This is a genomic window from Caldicellulosiruptor hydrothermalis 108 (genome assembly GCF_000166355.1).
GTDB classification, from domain to species: Bacteria; Bacillota; Thermoanaerobacteria; order Caldicellulosiruptorales; family Caldicellulosiruptoraceae; genus Caldicellulosiruptor; species Caldicellulosiruptor hydrothermalis.
Window position 1 is genome coordinate 807,168 of sequence record NC_014652.1, and the last position, 14,354, is coordinate 821,521.

At 39.2% G+C, this 14,354-nt stretch carries 20 protein-coding genes; all 20 read left to right on the forward strand.

From position 1 onward, the window contains the following. Positions 1-23: 23 nt before the first annotated feature. Positions 24-188 (forward strand): hypothetical protein, encoded by a 165-nt coding sequence (locus CALHY_RS13660; protein WP_013402691.1) that lies wholly within the window; start codon positions 24-26, stop codon positions 186-188. Beyond that, positions 185-430, forward strand: coding sequence for a hypothetical protein (locus CALHY_RS03815; RefSeq protein ID WP_013402692.1), 246 nt, complete (start codon positions 185-187; stop codon positions 428-430). The genes CALHY_RS13660 and CALHY_RS03815 overlap by 4 nt, the downstream gene beginning before the upstream one ends. Next, positions 405-758 (forward strand): RusA family crossover junction endodeoxyribonuclease, encoded by a 354-nt coding sequence (locus CALHY_RS03820; protein WP_013402693.1) that lies wholly within the window; start codon positions 405-407, stop codon positions 756-758. The genes CALHY_RS03815 and CALHY_RS03820 overlap by 26 nt, the downstream gene beginning before the upstream one ends. A 7-nt stretch (positions 759-765) precedes the next feature. Next, a complete protein-coding gene (locus tag CALHY_RS03825; protein ID WP_238524601.1) occupies positions 766-1,263 on the forward strand; it encodes a transcriptional regulator in 498 nt (165 codons plus the stop codon). A gap of 203 nt (positions 1,264-1,466) precedes the next feature. Further along, on the forward strand, positions 1,467-1,988 hold the full coding sequence (locus CALHY_RS03830) for a hypothetical protein (protein WP_013402695.1): 522 nt from the start codon (positions 1,467-1,469) through the stop codon (positions 1,986-1,988). Next, positions 1,954-3,285 (forward strand): terminase large subunit domain-containing protein, encoded by a 1,332-nt coding sequence (locus CALHY_RS03835; RefSeq protein ID WP_041723105.1) that lies wholly within the window; start codon positions 1,954-1,956, stop codon positions 3,283-3,285. Before CALHY_RS03830 ends, CALHY_RS03835 begins: the two co-directional genes overlap by 35 nt. After that, the gene (locus CALHY_RS03840) at positions 3,278-4,744 is read left to right on the forward strand and encodes a phage portal protein (protein WP_013402697.1); all 1,467 of its coding nucleotides are present in this window, start codon (positions 3,278-3,280) and stop codon (positions 4,742-4,744) included. The genes CALHY_RS03835 and CALHY_RS03840 overlap by 8 nt, the downstream gene beginning before the upstream one ends. 10 nt (positions 4,745-4,754) lie before the next feature. Continuing rightward, entirely contained in the window at positions 4,755-6,446 is a 1,692-nt protein-coding gene (locus tag CALHY_RS13290) for a hypothetical protein (RefSeq protein WP_013402698.1), read from the forward strand. Further along, positions 6,443-6,628, forward strand: a complete 186-nt coding sequence (locus CALHY_RS03850) for a hypothetical protein (protein ID WP_013402699.1) — start codon at positions 6,443-6,445, stop codon at positions 6,626-6,628. Before CALHY_RS13290 ends, CALHY_RS03850 begins: the two co-directional genes overlap by 4 nt. Positions 6,629-6,860: 232 nt before the next feature. After that, positions 6,861-8,324: a hypothetical protein gene (locus tag CALHY_RS03855; protein ID WP_013402701.1), complete on the forward strand. Its 1,464-nt coding sequence runs from the start codon at positions 6,861-6,863 to the stop codon at positions 8,322-8,324. A 12-nt stretch (positions 8,325-8,336) separates the two neighbouring features. Further along, entirely contained in the window at positions 8,337-8,732 is a 396-nt protein-coding gene (locus tag CALHY_RS03860; protein WP_013402702.1) for a DUF2190 family protein, read from the forward strand. Positions 8,733-8,765: 33 nt separating this feature from the next. Further along, positions 8,766-9,806: a phage major capsid protein gene (locus CALHY_RS03865; RefSeq protein ID WP_013402703.1), complete on the forward strand. Its 1,041-nt coding sequence runs from the start codon at positions 8,766-8,768 to the stop codon at positions 9,804-9,806. A gap of 18 nt (positions 9,807-9,824) precedes the next feature. Then, a complete protein-coding gene (locus CALHY_RS03870; protein WP_013402704.1) occupies positions 9,825-10,178 on the forward strand; it encodes a hypothetical protein in 354 nt (117 codons plus the stop codon). 94 nt (positions 10,179-10,272) lie between these two features. Next, positions 10,273-10,563: a hypothetical protein gene (locus CALHY_RS03875; protein ID WP_238524580.1), complete on the forward strand. Its 291-nt coding sequence runs from the start codon at positions 10,273-10,275 to the stop codon at positions 10,561-10,563. Further along, positions 10,564-10,890, forward strand: a complete 327-nt coding sequence (locus tag CALHY_RS03880) for a hypothetical protein (protein ID WP_013402706.1) — start codon at positions 10,564-10,566, stop codon at positions 10,888-10,890. It abuts the gene before it with no gap. 2 nt (positions 10,891-10,892) lie between these two features. Beyond that, positions 10,893-11,717 (forward strand): hypothetical protein, encoded by an 825-nt coding sequence (locus CALHY_RS03885; RefSeq protein ID WP_013402707.1) that lies wholly within the window; start codon positions 10,893-10,895, stop codon positions 11,715-11,717. Between the two features lies 1 nt (position 11,718). Further along, positions 11,719-11,925, forward strand: a complete 207-nt coding sequence (locus CALHY_RS03890; protein ID WP_013402708.1) for a hypothetical protein — start codon at positions 11,719-11,721, stop codon at positions 11,923-11,925. Positions 11,926-11,930: 5 nt separating this feature from the next. Next, positions 11,931-13,358: a phage tail sheath subtilisin-like domain-containing protein gene (locus tag CALHY_RS03895; protein ID WP_013402709.1), complete on the forward strand. Its 1,428-nt coding sequence runs from the start codon at positions 11,931-11,933 to the stop codon at positions 13,356-13,358. A gap of 17 nt (positions 13,359-13,375) precedes the next feature. Further along, complete coding sequence (locus CALHY_RS03900) at positions 13,376-13,825, forward strand: hypothetical protein (protein WP_013402710.1); 450 nt, start codon at positions 13,376-13,378, stop codon at positions 13,823-13,825. A 15-nt stretch (positions 13,826-13,840) separates the two neighbouring features. Then, positions 13,841-14,320, forward strand: coding sequence for a phage tail assembly chaperone (locus tag CALHY_RS03905; protein ID WP_013402711.1), 480 nt, complete (start codon positions 13,841-13,843; stop codon positions 14,318-14,320). The last annotated feature ends 34 nt before the right edge of the window (positions 14,321-14,354 follow it).

Genomic DNA, 14,354 nt, shown 5'->3' on the forward strand with positions numbered 1-14,354 from the left:
TGGATTTATGAGGAGTGATGAAGATGAAATATTACTGCGAATTCTGCATTTACAAGAAAAGCTTCAGCAACATTGAATACTGCGAGCTTGAAAGTGAGCATAGGTTACAATGCAATGTCCATCAGATTATTGAAAAGTTGATTGATAAGCTTAAAAAAGAGGCAAAAGAAGAAGGGAAGGCAACATGAAGTACAGATATGCTCTTAGCAGCACTGGTGGTTCATCACATAAATATGGCAATTGTGAAGTTTGCGGGAAACATGCTACAGAGATATTTGTGCAGACAGAATATAAGCGGTATGAGTTTGAACATAACGGCTGGAAATACGAAGGCTGGCGGCTTGTGGATATGGTTTTTGGGCATGAAGAGTGTCTAAAGAAAATAAGGAAAGGGGGTATGGAAGATGTACAAAGTAGTAATCCCGGGTAGGCCGATTCCTAAGGGCAGACCACGATTTAACAGAAGAACGGGAGCAGTATATAATCCAGAGCGAACAAGGCAATATGAGCAATTAGTCGGCTGGTGTGCAAAGCAAATATTTAAAAAACCACTTAAAAATGAATTAGCAGTTTACATAGATGTGTATGTCAAAAACAATGTGTTTCCTGACATAGATAACATTGCTAAATCTATTCTTGACGGAATGCAAGGCGTAGTTTATGAGAACGATAGGCAAATATACTTTCTCTCTGTGCAAAGATTGAGAGGCAAAGATGAATATGTTGAGGTAAGAATCGAGCCTAAGGAGGCTGGCTAAATTGAGCATGTTAGATAGCAACATCTACAGAGCAATAGAAAAAATTTTATATCACTACTTTGATATAAAACATGAAATAAAAGCAAAAGAAGAAGAAATCATGAATTGTCAAAAGTATGGATTTAAAATTGACTTGGGCAATGCAGGATATTATTCGGATCCTACCGCCACCATGGCAATTAAATTATGCAGCAAGGAATTAGAAATAATGCGTAAATGGATACAAGTGATTGATGCAGCAAAGGAAAAGTTTAAAGGAACAGGGAAAGGACGCTTACTTGAAATGCGATATTTTGAAGAATTAGCTACAGATTATATATGTCAAAAGCTTTTTATTGAGAGAAGGACATTTTACCATTGGCGTGATGATATTGTTGTATACATAGCAAGCTTGGCAGTAAAGTACGAGTTATATGATCCAGAGAAAGAAAGAATCAAAATTCCTGCTTTCTTGAACACAAAATCTTTAAAAAAGTGCGGCACAAATAAAGCTATTAAATCGTGATATAATTAAAATAGCTTTAAAGCTCATTGCTACACTGCACGCTGACGCAGTGCAGCAGCAAAACCGAATACAAAGCTCCTTGCAACAAAGCAAGGGGCTTTTTTGTTGTTATGAAACATAGCTTCGAGTTAAGCGTGTCAAGCGTGACATTGACAACTTTAACGTTGACAACGTTGACAATAAAAACGAAAGGAGGAGCCCGGATGCAGGCGGGATATTCAGCTCGGTGCAAAGTATGTAACTCGCCGCACCGGGCTGAAATTGAAAAATGGATAAAAGAAGAGGGTATAAGCATAAGAGAGGTAACTAGACGATTAGCAGAGAAAGGTGAAAAAATCAGCCATGAGGCTATTCGTCGACATATAGCAGAACACTTTAATGTTAAAGATAGTGTTAAGGAACAATACAAAAAAAGCCAAGAACAGTTTGAGAAATTAGTCGAAAAACAACTCAGCGACATAGAAATTTTGGATAGCATAATACAAAGCAACTTTGAACTACATCGGGCTACTGGTGCATGGTTAAAAGAACTGGTGAATCAACGTAGCAAGGTTTCATTGTCGCTGGTCCAGCTTCATGAAAAGACAGCCAGTGAAATAAGACAGGCTATGAAGACAAAGCAAGAACTTCTTGGAAATGACCCGCTTAGTAATGTTGCAGATGTTTTGAGTGTATTATGGAGTGAAGATGATGACGCTAACAGCGAAAGCGAGGGAGATTCTTAGAAATGTTCTTCTAAAAAGCAAGAAAGATAAAGTATATTTTGCTAAAGCTTTCTTTGGTTTAGAGTTAGGGGAAAAACAACAACAAGCTTTGTTACTAGGTGGCAAAGTACAAATCAAAGTAGCAGGACGACGATTTGGGAAGAGTACTGTAACCTTGATAGATGTTGTTCATGAATGTGCCACTAAAACAAAACAAGTATGGTATATTACAGCACCTTCAATCGACCAAGCTAAGATATATTTTCAAGAATTTGAACAAAGAGCTGCTAATAATAGTTTGCTTGATGCTCTGGTAAAAGACTTTAAATGGAGTCCATTTCCTGAGATAACTTTGATAAACGGCTCAAAAATATTGGGTCGTTCAACTTCGCGTAATGGTGTCTATCTGCGTGGCAAAGGTGCAGATGGTGTTGCTATTACTGAAGCTGCTTTTATCAAAGACAAAGTGTATCATGATGTCATTAGAGCAATGGTTCTTGATAGAAACGGAGTATTAAGGCTTGAGACAACACCAAATGGTATGAACTATGTATATAAGCTTTTTCAGGAGGGACTGAACGACAGCACAGGTTATTATAAAAGCTTTCATGCCACAGTCTATGATAATGAGCGACTTGACAGGGAAGAGTTAGAAAGAATCAGAAGAGAAATTCCAGAGCTTGCTTGGCGTATAGAATACCTTGCTGAATTTGTAGAAGATGATTCGTTTATATTCCCATGGAATTTACTGTGCGAGGTATTTGACGATTATGAACTCAAAAAAGAACCACAAAATGGACACAGATATAGCATCGGTGTTGACTTAGCAAAATATCAAGACTATACAGTAATCATTGTGCTTGATATTACAAGAGAGCCTTATCAGATAGTGGAATATCACCGATATCAAGGCAGACTCTACACAGATGTTGTGGCACATGTTAATGAGCTACAGGCGAAATACAATGCAAGAGTTTACCTTGATGCGACAGGTGTTGGAGATCCAATAGCGGAACAGGTTCGCAATTGCGAGCCTTTTGTTTTTTCTGAGAAAAGTAGAAATAAACTTATATCGAATCTTGTTGTGTTGATACAACAGAAAAAATTACTGTTACCAGCTTCTTGGACAGTATTAAGAGATGAGCTCAGATACTTCAAAAATGTAAAACGAGGAACAAAGATTAAAGCTGAAGCTTCTGAAGGGTATCACGATGACACTGTAATGGCATTGGCTTTAGCATGTTGGAGCTTAAGAGAGTACAGAGAAGCAAGTCCTGAAGCAATATCACTTTTAAGGGGACTGAGGATATATGGTTAAGAAAAAAACTAGCTGGTTGAAAAGAGCAATAGGCGAAATATCAAAGTTAAGGCAAAACATAGGTTTGTTTGGAACACTGATTTGGAACAGATGGAATGCACCATATGTATTGAATAGCAGCAGAGTGGATTATACATTAGCAAGGCAACTTTATCACAACACACATGATGATTATAAACTTGGTGCAGGGTTTGCAAAGCCGATAATAAACACTTTGGCCGGTTTTATGGGAGTGCCTCACTTCCATTGCGAGGATGAAGAAGCTCAAGCTGTTTTAGATGAATATAGCAGTCGCTGGGTAAGCAGAATGCAAAGAACACATCAGTTAACACTGCGCGATGGAGATTGCTTTGTAATGCTTGCCAATTTACCAGTGAATGACCCTTTGTATCCTGATGAAGATGTGAGAATTGAGTATATTATCATTCCACCTGAACAGATTGCAGACATAGAGATAGACCCAATTGCAAGAAAGCCTGTAGCTTATACAATACAGGCAAAGAATAGATGGGATAATGGACTGCGAGAATACCTTGTTACTCAGCGTGTAGCTGCTGACAAGATAACTACTATAGCTGAAGGCGATGCACCACCAAACTTAAAGAATGAAGAAGTACCAAATCCATGGGGGTTTATACCGATTGTGCATTTCAAAAATGAGCCTGAGGAAACAGAGTTATTTGGTACAAGTGAATTAGAAGCTATAGAGCCATACATGAAAGCTTATCACGATGTTATGTTTCATGCTATGCAGGGTTCAAAGATGCACTCGACACCAAGACTAAAGTTGAAACTTAAAGATGTTCAAGGATTTTTGCAAAACAACTTCCCAGAGGCAATAGTAGCGATACAGAGAGGAGAGCCTGCGAAAATTGACCTGCGCGGGCACGAACTTTTGATTTTTACAGATGAGGAAGATGCTGAATTTATAGAAGCACGCTCGACAATTGGTGATGCTGAAGCGCTGCTCAAACTGTTGTTTTATTGCATTGTAGATGTATCCGAAGTACCGGAATTTGCCTTCGGAGTTCATACTCCAAGCAGTCATGCAAGCGTCAAAGAACAAATGCCTCTTCTTATTAGAAGAGTCGCAAGAAAACGTGAAATGGTCACTGAATCCTGGCAGCTACTTGCTCGAATGCTTCTTGTAATGTATAGCAAAGCAACAGGGAAAAAGTTTAAAAGTTATGATGTGTTGGTTACATGGGACGCTGTAATGGATAGAGATGAAAAAGAATATGCTGAAACGGTTAAAACAATTGTTGATGCTCTCAATACTGCACTGCAAGGAGGCTTTATCAGCATTGATGCAGCAGTTAATTTGCTAAGAGATTACATTGAAACTATGCATGAATACGAAACAGATGATCCAGAACTACCGGGCGAGCGTGAAAGAATTATAAAGACATGGTTACTACGTCAAAGGCTTGAAGAAGGACAGGCTGAAGAAGTCAATTGAGGTGTCATAAATGAGCTATATTGAAGAGATAAGAAAATCGGCTGGAGAATATGCTAAATGGGCATTAGAAACAAGAAAAGAGTATTTGAATTTGAGACTGCGTGCAAATACAGAAATAAAGAAAATTTATCAAAATGCCATAAAGCAAATAGAAAGAGAAATAAAGCTTTTAGCATACAAAAGTGGTTCGGCATATTTGAAGAAACAACATTTAGAGGCTTTGAAAGAAAGTTTGGAAATAGAAGCTACAAAACTTTCGGACAAACTTGGCAATGTGATAAAAGGTTATATTGAAAATGCAGTTGAAGCTGGTGCGGCCTATAGCCAAAATATTTTGATTGATTTAGTTAAAAAGGCTGATGCAGGCATAAATACAGCAATTATTAAGAAAGCTTTTAGTAACATCAACAGGCAAGCGATTGAGGCTTGTTTTGCAAGGACAAGAAAAGGGTTGCGGCTGTCAGATAGAATATGGCGTCAAGGACAAAATTTCAGAGATACAATAAGCGAAATAATACAAACTTCAGTTGCAATAGGACAAGATGCTGTCAAAACAGCAAGAATGCTTGAGGACTATGTGAACCAAGGCGCTGAAACATTGGCCAAAAATTATCCAAAAATGATGGAAAGAATGAAAGGACGAATACCAAAAGATATCAAATATGAAGCATTAAGGCTTGCAAGGACAGAAATATCAGCAGCTTTTGGAGAAGGAACGATAGCTGCTGCGACGTTCAGTCCAAGTTACAAAGGCATGAAATGGGTATTGTCAAAAAGTCATCCATTGGTTGATATTTGCGACAGTTTAGCAAATCATGAAGAAGGGCTTGGACGTGGAGTGTATTCACCAGGCAATGAGCCTCCTTATCCTGCTCATCCAAACTGCTTGTGTGCGTTATTGCCTGTACATGAGGAACCAGAAAAGTTTGTTGAGAGACTCAAAAAATGGGTTAACAATCCTGAAAGTGATTCTGAACTTGAAGAGTGGTATAATAAAATATATAAGGAAGCAGCAAAATTTACCGAAAAACCAAAGTACTCTAACAAAGAGCAAGCAAGAGATTTTCTTTTGAAAGAATTAGGTTTTCGGGAAGTATCATTTGCTGGTTTAGATGACGATGTGTCAGCAATGGTAACTCAAAATATTGAAAAGATCTTTGAGGAAAAAACTTATTTAAAAGGATTTATAAATAGACTTACTACAAAAGGAAAAGAAATGAAAAGCGCTTATGCTCAATCAATGATAAGTTTTGGAGAATTCCACTATGACACAGAGTTGTCCATTTCAAGAGAAAACATGAAAAGTATTGAGAAAGTACAAGAAAAATATCAACATGATTTGCTCTACAATTTTCACCCTGACGGGACAGATGAAAATGCGATTATTCTGCATGAATTAGGGCATTTTATAGAGTACAAGTTAGCATTATTGACGTCCAATACGCTGAAAGAAGCATATGAGAAAATACGAAAACACGAAGTGGCAGAGCTGATTATGAACTATACTCTTGATAAATGTGGTATAGAGCCAAACGACAAGGAAACCATAAAAAAGGAATTGTCAGGTTATGCTTGCTACTCAGCTGCTGAGTTCATGGCAGAAGCGTTCGCTGAAGCAATGAATTCACAAAAGCCAAGAAAAGTAGCAAAAGTATTTTTGGAAGTGTTAAAGGAATTTGAGAAAGAGGTGTTTAAACCATGATACCTTATTTACCTGAGGATTTGGCTCCGTATTTGACTATAACACGGGAAGGTTTTACATTAAAAGAAAATGCTCCGAAGGAAGTTGTTAGAAAATTTAAAAAATGGGTTGAAGAACTTGAAGAAAAGGAAAAAGAGATGGTAAAGATTAGAGGTGGCAATGATGACTCAACAAAATCTTAATAATTCCAACCAAACAGAGATAACGATTAAACAAAACCCACCGATAAAGAGGATTGAAACGCATCCAATCCATCAGAAGCTTATTATAAGAGATATGAAAACTGGTCGTTTTGCTGAGAAGAGGTGAAACTAAATCAAAGCTGTTATGAATAGCAACAAAGCACCGAAGCGACAAGCCAAGGTGTTTTTATTTTGCCATTTTACTTTGATTTGAAAGGGGGTGTTAGGGAAAATGATAGAGGAGTTTAAAATAACTGACTCAGTAAGTAACAGAGCTTGGGGTGACGTTGACAAAAGCAGAATTTGGCAACTGCTTAAAGAAGGCTTACAGGAAGGTGTGAAAGGTGTCAAAGCAGCGATTAGAGAAATGTATGCGGTTGTCAAAGCAGAGATAGACGAAGAGTTAACTCAAGCAGATTGTTGGGGCCCTCATCATGAAATAACTCAAGATGGTGAATTGGTTTTGAACAAAGCAGGACTAATAGCAGCAGCTGCTGCTTTGGCTGGTGCAAGAGCTGAACCTAACTTAACACCAGAACAAAAAAGAAAAGCAGCACGACATTTGATGAGGCATTATAAGCAATTAGAAGAAGAACCACCTGAGTCTTTGAAAGAAATTCTTTCATCTGCTGCTTCAGGAGAAATGACATCATTGCAAGCCATAGTGACAGGAGAAATTAATATCAACGATATTCCTGTTGCTCCTTGGGCTAATCTTGAAGCACTAAAAGCTGATGACCCCGAACCAATGGAAGTAGTAGTAGAGATACCAGCTGGCAAATCAAAGCGTGGTTGGAATTACACACCACAAGCTTTGCAAAGAATTGTCGGCGAGGTAATGTCGAAAGGTCTGCCAGGGTTCCTTGGTCATCAGAAGCCCGAAGACGTCGAAACGCAATTTCCTGAGCCTGTTACACACTGGGTAGGTGCTAAGTGGGACCCGGTTCAAAACAAAGCTTATTTCCGGGGTGTTATCGACAAGGCAGCAACGAACTTAAAACGCTGGATTAAAGCTAATGTCGTGAGACAGGTTAGCATCTTTGGTATTCCGAAGCTTCAACAAAGGCCGACAGGGGAAGTTGACGTTGTTGACTACAAACCACTTAGCATTGACTGGACACCTTTGAATAGAGCTGGTATGCCAACAAGAATAGTTGCTGTCGGTGAAATGTATTCTGATGTAATAGATGATGTGATTGAAAGGAGTGAAGAGAAGTTGGACCTCAAAGAAGCTTTTGTTCTCATTAAAAGCAAATTAGCAAGCAAGGAATTAACAGCATCTCAAGTTGTCGGTGAGATTGGACTTGATATTAAGGAATTTGATGAAGTTGCAGAAGCTTTAAGAGTTTATGAGAAGATAAAAAATACATTTAGTGTAAGTGGTGAAATGAATGTTGAAAAACTCATTGACGAAGCAGCCAAAGTATTAGCAGAAAAGAAAAAAACTGAAAAAGAAAAAATGTTTGAAGAAGTGATAAAAGAAAAAGTTGCTGGTGAGATGGCACAAGCTTTGATAAAAAAGATGGTAAAGCTTGACGAACTTGAGACAAAAGAACAAATTGCTGGCGAGATTGATAAGCTTTTGCATGATGAGGAAGTTAGGAATGTGCTCAACAAGATATACACAGACCGACCTGTTATTGTTGGTATGCGACAGCCTGTAACAAACTTAAAAGTCAAAAAACAATCAATTTAGGAGGTGTTTTAAATGGCTTATGTAGGACAGCCAATACCAACAACTGTTTACAATGTTAATGCTGGCAAGGTTAGCGATGGAAAAAGTGTAAGGGTTACAGTGCCTGAGAATACAACGATAGAGGCAGGCAAGTTTTATATGCTCGATGGCTTTTTAGGCTGTGCAATGCAGAGTGTTACAACCGGAGCAGGACAAACTGCAGAAGTGGTTTTAAGTATTGAACAAGCAGAGTATGAAACAGACCAAATTGATACAACTCAAAACTTTGCAAAAGGGACAAAGATTTATTGGGACAACATTAATAAGCGATTTACTGAAACAGAAACAGGTAATAGACTTGCTGGCATTGTTACACAAAGCAAAGATGCTAATAATGTAATTTGCTTCATATTAGCACCACAAGTATAAAACAAAGTATAAAACATGATGGAGGTGTTTTAAGTGAGCTACACAGTATATAGCCAGGAGACATTAAAAGAAAGAAAGAGAAACGGCACCTATATAGAAAAGGTGCCTTTTGTTTTGGACGGGAAGATTTTCGAGGTTGAAAAGAAGATTGTGAATGGGGAAATGGAAACATTAGAGCTCACACGTCCTGTTGGTGAGATACTTAGTTCAGGGTCGGTTGAACAGTTTCAGGATTTACTTAAAAAAGTCGTGCTTGATGTTGAATTAGGTCGTGAACAGGTACAGCTTTTGTATCAGCCAATTTATGAGAAAATTCAAGATTCTAACTTCCCGCGAGTAATTGATGCAAAGTGGGCATTGTATGGCACAGTTATTTTCACGGAGCATTTAGAAGGTGAAGAGGTCAAGTTTGGTAGGCTCCAAGCTGAGCAGGGGCCAACAGCAAGAATAGTAACATACACTGCGGGTTTTGAATACACAAAAGAGCTCAAAGATTTCAACGAAGTATTTGCTATTGAAATTTTAAACAGGGCAATTGGTGAAGCTTATAATGCATTGCTGAATCATATACACCTGTATCCAATTATAAGCTTCAGTTATCCTGCTGCGTACAAGACAGCGTATCAGGGTGCAGCTGGAGACCCTGCTTGGTTAGGAGTTTATAAAACTATTACAAAAGGGCTTTCTGACGCTGCAAAGGCAAAAAGACCTGCAACAGTGCTCTTAGCATCGTCAGCAGACCAAACAAACATTGAAATGGCACTCAAAGGCGGACATCAAGTAGAAGGAACTGTTTATCCAGCTATTAGTGGAATTCAAACAGTAATCTATTACGATGGTTGGGAAACAACAGTTGGCAAGAAGACATACAGCTATCCTGGCGTAACTCCTGGCAAAGCATACTTGATAAGACCGAAGCGAGGATTTAAGGAACTTGTTAAACAAGATCTGAGAATCGAGGCAACAAGCGGAGATTTATCAAGACTCGTTGAGAGTCAGATTGTAGCTTATGCATACAGAGGCGTTTATGCAGCAGTGGAGGAAAATGTACAAGAGCTAACATTGAGCGCGTAAGCCAAGGCGGTGAATTAAATGACACCAACTCCTGAGTTGATACAAGAATTGCGGGAGTTGCTCGATGAGGTAATACCACAAGGTGGCACTGAGAGCGACACTCGCTTTTCAAATGAACAGCTTGAAAGATTGATTTACAGAGCTAACAACATATATGCAGCAGCTGCCGAGGGTTGGACAAGGAAAGCTGCTATGTTGCAAAGGGAATTGGGACAGATAGAAAGCTACAGTGTTGGCCAGGAAAGATACGACATGAGAAAGTTGCAAGATGCTCTCAATTACGCACTCAAGATGGCAGAGGTTTATAGTAACATGTCCAAGAGCTCTATGGGGAGCATTGTACTTAGAATTCAGCCGCCGGAGGTGTTATGAGATGGATTTAGTTAGCCTTCGGCGGCAACATATCCTTTGGACAATACAGCAAAACCCAACGACAATAACTATTCAGCGAACCGAGAAGGTCGATATGGTTGGTTATTTTGAAGAAGTGAAAAGCACAAGAGGTCCTTATACTGTTCGGATATTTCAAAAAGGCTATGCGTTCCCTAAAGAAGTGTCTACATTAGCGGGTACCAAACAAACAGATGGCGGCTGGGGGCTCATCACAGATTGGAACACTGATATAAAAGCAACTTCAAATTGTTCGGATGAGTTTGACGTGCCAAATTTAGGGCATTTTAGGGTTGTAGCAGTGTATCCACAGATAGTACAGGGACAAATAGTCGGCTATCAGGCTGATTTAGAGAAGGTGGATTAAATGGCACTGGGTGATAAGACAAGAGAGAAAATTGAACGTAAGAAAGCTGGGCTTTATGCATTGCTTCTTGATTGGGCTGGTAATCTTGAAGCATATGCAAAAGAGAACGCACCATGGACAGATAGAACAGGAAACGCAAGACAAGGATTACATGGTGGTGTGGATATAAACGGCAAAGATAGCTATACATTATATCTTTCGCATGGTGTTGAGTATGGCATATGGCTTGAACTTGCACATGATGGCAATTATGCAATTGTAGGTCCAACAATTGATGCTCACTTGCAAAGAATAAAAGAGACAATCAAAGAATATTGGAGAGATTAAAAATGCGCAGAGCAATAAGAGAATTATTGATTGCGTCTATTCCTGAAATACAAGGACGTGTTTATGAACCACATGCAGCAGGAGTCAATACACAGAAACCTTACATCGTTTTGCGTGAAGGTATACAAAATCCTGAAGATGAATGGTCAAAGTTTTCAACAATCATTGAAGTATGGCCTTACGTTAAAAGAACAACTTTTCAAGAGGTAGATGCTCTTTGCAATGCAATTATCAACGCTTTGCACAGAGCACGTTTTAGTCAGGATGGAGAACAATTCTTGGCTGATTACATTGGCACAGTTGGCCCTGACTTTGTTGATGAGGATTGGGATGCAATAACAAGGGGACTAAAATTCAGGGTGTTTTCGCTTGGTTGGTTCAATGGACTTACTTTTGAGCCTGACCCAGTAGCAACATTGCAAGCTTGGACTAAAAACACTTTTCCCGAAGTGCACGTTGATCCAGCAACGTGGGCACCTGCTGATGCAACGCCAGGTATTTATTGGAGGCTCAGCAAGGTAAATTTAGAATCAATTACGCAAGCAATAAGCTGGTTTGAAGCTCAGATAGCAGGACATATCATAGCTCCAAGCACGCAAGTTAGACTTATATGGCTAAGAAAGATAGTTGAGGCTCTAGCAAATCAGCGTAAGCTCATAATGTCTGATGGCGGTTTGATAGAGTTTCTGAAAATTAGAGCTGATAGTGAAGCAGACCCAATGCGAAAAGGGCAAATTGAACTGATTGCAAGGTTTGGAGTTTTAAGAACTAAAGAAACAAGTAGTATTTTGAATAAGGCAACAATTGTCAAGGTGGAGGTGAAGTAAGTTGCCTAAAGAGAAAGAGACTATTAATGATGCTTTGGTACAACAAGAGCAAGCTTTGTATAACAAAGACGAGCTAATCTCAGCTGCACATATTTTTTGCGTAAAGCCAGAAGTGGTTGTTGGAGCGCTGAAGCTTATTAACAAAGATATGCTGACGAAATCAGAAGCAGAGAAAGCAATTAAAACATTCCTCGAAAGGAAGGTGTGAATTAGATGGCTGGTATAGTTTTTCAGACAGGTGAACAAAAAATAAGACCTGGTGTGTATGTTAGAGTAACTAATATTGGGCAACCTCAAGAAGCAATCATTCCTCAAGGAATAGTTGCAGCATTGTTTAGGTCTTCTTGGGGACCTTTAGGGCAAGTTACTTATCTTGAGAGCATTGATGCTGTTACAACTAACTTTGGCAACGCTGGAACAATTGACGTTGCGATTGAAGCTTTCAAAGGCGGTTGTTCAAGAGTCGTTGCTTATAGATTGGGCACAGGAGGAGCAAAAGCAAGCTTGGTGCTCAAGGATGGAACAAGCATTGATGTAGTAAAAATCGAAGCAAAATATGAAGGTGTTAGGGGAAATAACTTTAGAATCACTGTTCGTGACTCACTGACAGACACAACAAAGAAAGAACTGTTGCTTTACGAAGGTACAACATTATTGCAAAGCATTTCCTTTGCAAAAGGCACAGATGGTGTTGGTGAACCACAAGCTTTAGTTGAAGCAATATCTTCAAGCAATTCATCATACATCACAGCAACAAAGCTTGCTGATGGCAACAAACTCTTAACAAATGTAACACAGCAAGCACTAACAGGGGGTCAGGACCCAACTGTTGATGGACAGAGCTACAGTGTTGCATTGAGTGCTATTGAAGCAATTGATTGGAATGTGCTTGCTATAGATAGCGAAGACCCTACTATACACTCAACAGTACAAGCATACATTGACAGGGTTAGGAACGAAGGAAAAAGAGTATTGGTTGTTTTAGGTGAACCAACAAATGTGCCATTAGCAACAAGATTAGCAAATGCAAGAGCTTTTAATGACCCAGCAGTTGTGTATGTTGCAAATGGCTTCAAAGGCAATGATGGTATCATCAGAGAAGGATACAAAGCTGCAGCAAGAGTAGCAGGCATGGTTGCATCTGCTGATATTACTGAATCTTTGACTCATGCAGTTGTAAGAGGTGCAACAGAAATCGTTGGAGCTTTGACTAATGCAGAGATTGAGCAAGCTATTCAATCAGGCGCGCTTGTATTTACTTTGTCTGCTGCTAAACAAGTTCAAATTGAATATGGCATCAATACTTTTGTAACTGTGACTGCGGATATGGATGCTGGGTGGAAGAAGATAAGAAGAGTCAGAACAAGGGATAATCTCATTGACAGAATTACAGCTACATGGGAGCCACTCGTTGGTAAAATCAACAACAGTCCTGATGGCAGGGCAACTTTGATTGCTGCAGCACAAGGTGTTATAAACAAAATGATTACAGAAGGAGCACTTCTGGACGGAACGATATACGAAGACCCGAACAACCCGCCCAGTGGCGATTCAGCTTGGTTTATTGTTCAGGTTGATGACCTTGACAGTGCTGAGAAACTTTACATTACTTTTGGTTTCAGGTTTGCTCCTGAATCATAATGTGGAGGTGCTAAATAATGGCTAAAGAAGGAAGAATAGTTTTGAGAGATTGTGTTCCAGATGGAAGTATTGATGTAGCGAGGGTTAAGACTGGAGAAATAATTACTCGTTCTTGGACGTTTAGGGTTAATCAGGTTCCAGATCTGCAAAGTGTATTGGATGCGGGAACATTTGATCCGCGAAACATATTACGAGGGCACCAAGGTGAACTTTATGACGGAGATGGCAATTTCTTAGCAGAAGTTAACGAATGGACATTACAGTTTAATTTTAAAAATCAAGAGTATCAAGCAGCAGGGAGCAAGTGGGAATGGGCTATACCAGTTGCTCAATCTGCTACATTGACTTTCGTTGAAACTGTAATAAGAGATGCAACTTTACTTCAAAAAGTTATGAATGGATTGAAAAAGGGACAACCAGATGCTGTATTGAACTTTATGGGTGTATTGAAGCCTAACAATATGTAGTGAGAGGTGTTAGTAATGGCTGAGATTGAAAGAGAAGAACTTTTAGCAAATGAAGAAACAATGTTGCAAGACATCAGCGGTGTTTTAGAAGCAATGCAGACAATAGAAACATATGAAACATTCACTGTAGTTAGAAACGGGAAAAAATTGTTTAGCTTTAGAGTCAGAGGTTTAGGCGAAGATGAGGTTGAAGATTGTCGCAAAAAGGCAACAAAAATGGTCAAAGACAGGCGAGTGGGTGGCTTAGCATTGCCCCAGGAATTTGACTCGGCTAAGTTTAGCTCATTGCTTATCTACACAGCGACACATCCTGAAGATAAAGCAAAACTTTGGGACAACAAAACATTGTGGGAAAAAGCAGGAGAAGATATTCTTTCTGGTTATCAGTTGATTGATAAAGTGCTCAAACGAGGAGAAAAAGACGCAGTTATTGAACTAATAGAAAAACTTAGCGGTTATGAGGAGACGTTGATTGATACAATAAAAAACTCATAAGAGCAGGAGGGAAAGCCACCCTCCTGCATCATTT

Excerpts from the sequence above, each read along its gene's own strand:
- CALHY_RS03870 (WP_013402704.1), top strand. The coding sequence starts at position 9,825 with ATGACACCAACTCCTGAGTTGATACAAGAATTGCGGGAGTTGCTCGAT.
- CALHY_RS03875 (WP_238524580.1), top strand. The coding sequence starts at position 10,273 with ATGGTTGGTTATTTTGAAGAAGTGAAAAGCACAAGAGGTCCTTATACT.
- CALHY_RS03830 (WP_013402695.1), top strand. The coding sequence starts at position 1,467 with ATGCAGGCGGGATATTCAGCTCGGTGCAAAGTATGTAACTCGCCGCAC.
- CALHY_RS03900 (WP_013402710.1), top strand. The coding sequence starts at position 13,376 with ATGGCTAAAGAAGGAAGAATAGTTTTGAGAGATTGTGTTCCAGATGGA.
- CALHY_RS03895 (WP_013402709.1), top strand. The coding sequence starts at position 11,931 with ATGGCTGGTATAGTTTTTCAGACAGGTGAACAAAAAATAAGACCTGGT.
- CALHY_RS03905 (WP_013402711.1), top strand. The coding sequence starts at position 13,841 with ATGGCTGAGATTGAAAGAGAAGAACTTTTAGCAAATGAAGAAACAATG.
- CALHY_RS03815 (WP_013402692.1), top strand. The coding sequence starts at position 185 with ATGAAGTACAGATATGCTCTTAGCAGCACTGGTGGTTCATCACATAAA.
- CALHY_RS03855 (WP_013402701.1), top strand. The coding sequence starts at position 6,861 with ATGATAGAGGAGTTTAAAATAACTGACTCAGTAAGTAACAGAGCTTGG.
- CALHY_RS13660 (WP_013402691.1), top strand. The coding sequence starts at position 24 with ATGAAATATTACTGCGAATTCTGCATTTACAAGAAAAGCTTCAGCAAC.
- CALHY_RS03820 (WP_013402693.1), top strand. The coding sequence starts at position 405 with ATGTACAAAGTAGTAATCCCGGGTAGGCCGATTCCTAAGGGCAGACCA.
- CALHY_RS03885 (WP_013402707.1), top strand. The coding sequence starts at position 10,893 with ATGCGCAGAGCAATAAGAGAATTATTGATTGCGTCTATTCCTGAAATA.
- CALHY_RS03850 (WP_013402699.1), top strand. The coding sequence starts at position 6,443 with ATGATACCTTATTTACCTGAGGATTTGGCTCCGTATTTGACTATAACA.
- CALHY_RS03860 (WP_013402702.1), top strand. The coding sequence starts at position 8,337 with ATGGCTTATGTAGGACAGCCAATACCAACAACTGTTTACAATGTTAAT.
- CALHY_RS13290 (WP_013402698.1), top strand. The coding sequence starts at position 4,755 with ATGAGCTATATTGAAGAGATAAGAAAATCGGCTGGAGAATATGCTAAA.
- CALHY_RS03835 (WP_041723105.1), top strand. The coding sequence starts at position 1,954 with ATGACGCTAACAGCGAAAGCGAGGGAGATTCTTAGAAATGTTCTTCTA.
- CALHY_RS03880 (WP_013402706.1), top strand. The coding sequence starts at position 10,564 with ATGGCACTGGGTGATAAGACAAGAGAGAAAATTGAACGTAAGAAAGCT.
- CALHY_RS03840 (WP_013402697.1), top strand. The coding sequence starts at position 3,278 with ATGGTTAAGAAAAAAACTAGCTGGTTGAAAAGAGCAATAGGCGAAATA.
- CALHY_RS03825 (WP_238524601.1), top strand. The coding sequence starts at position 766 with ATGTTAGATAGCAACATCTACAGAGCAATAGAAAAAATTTTATATCAC.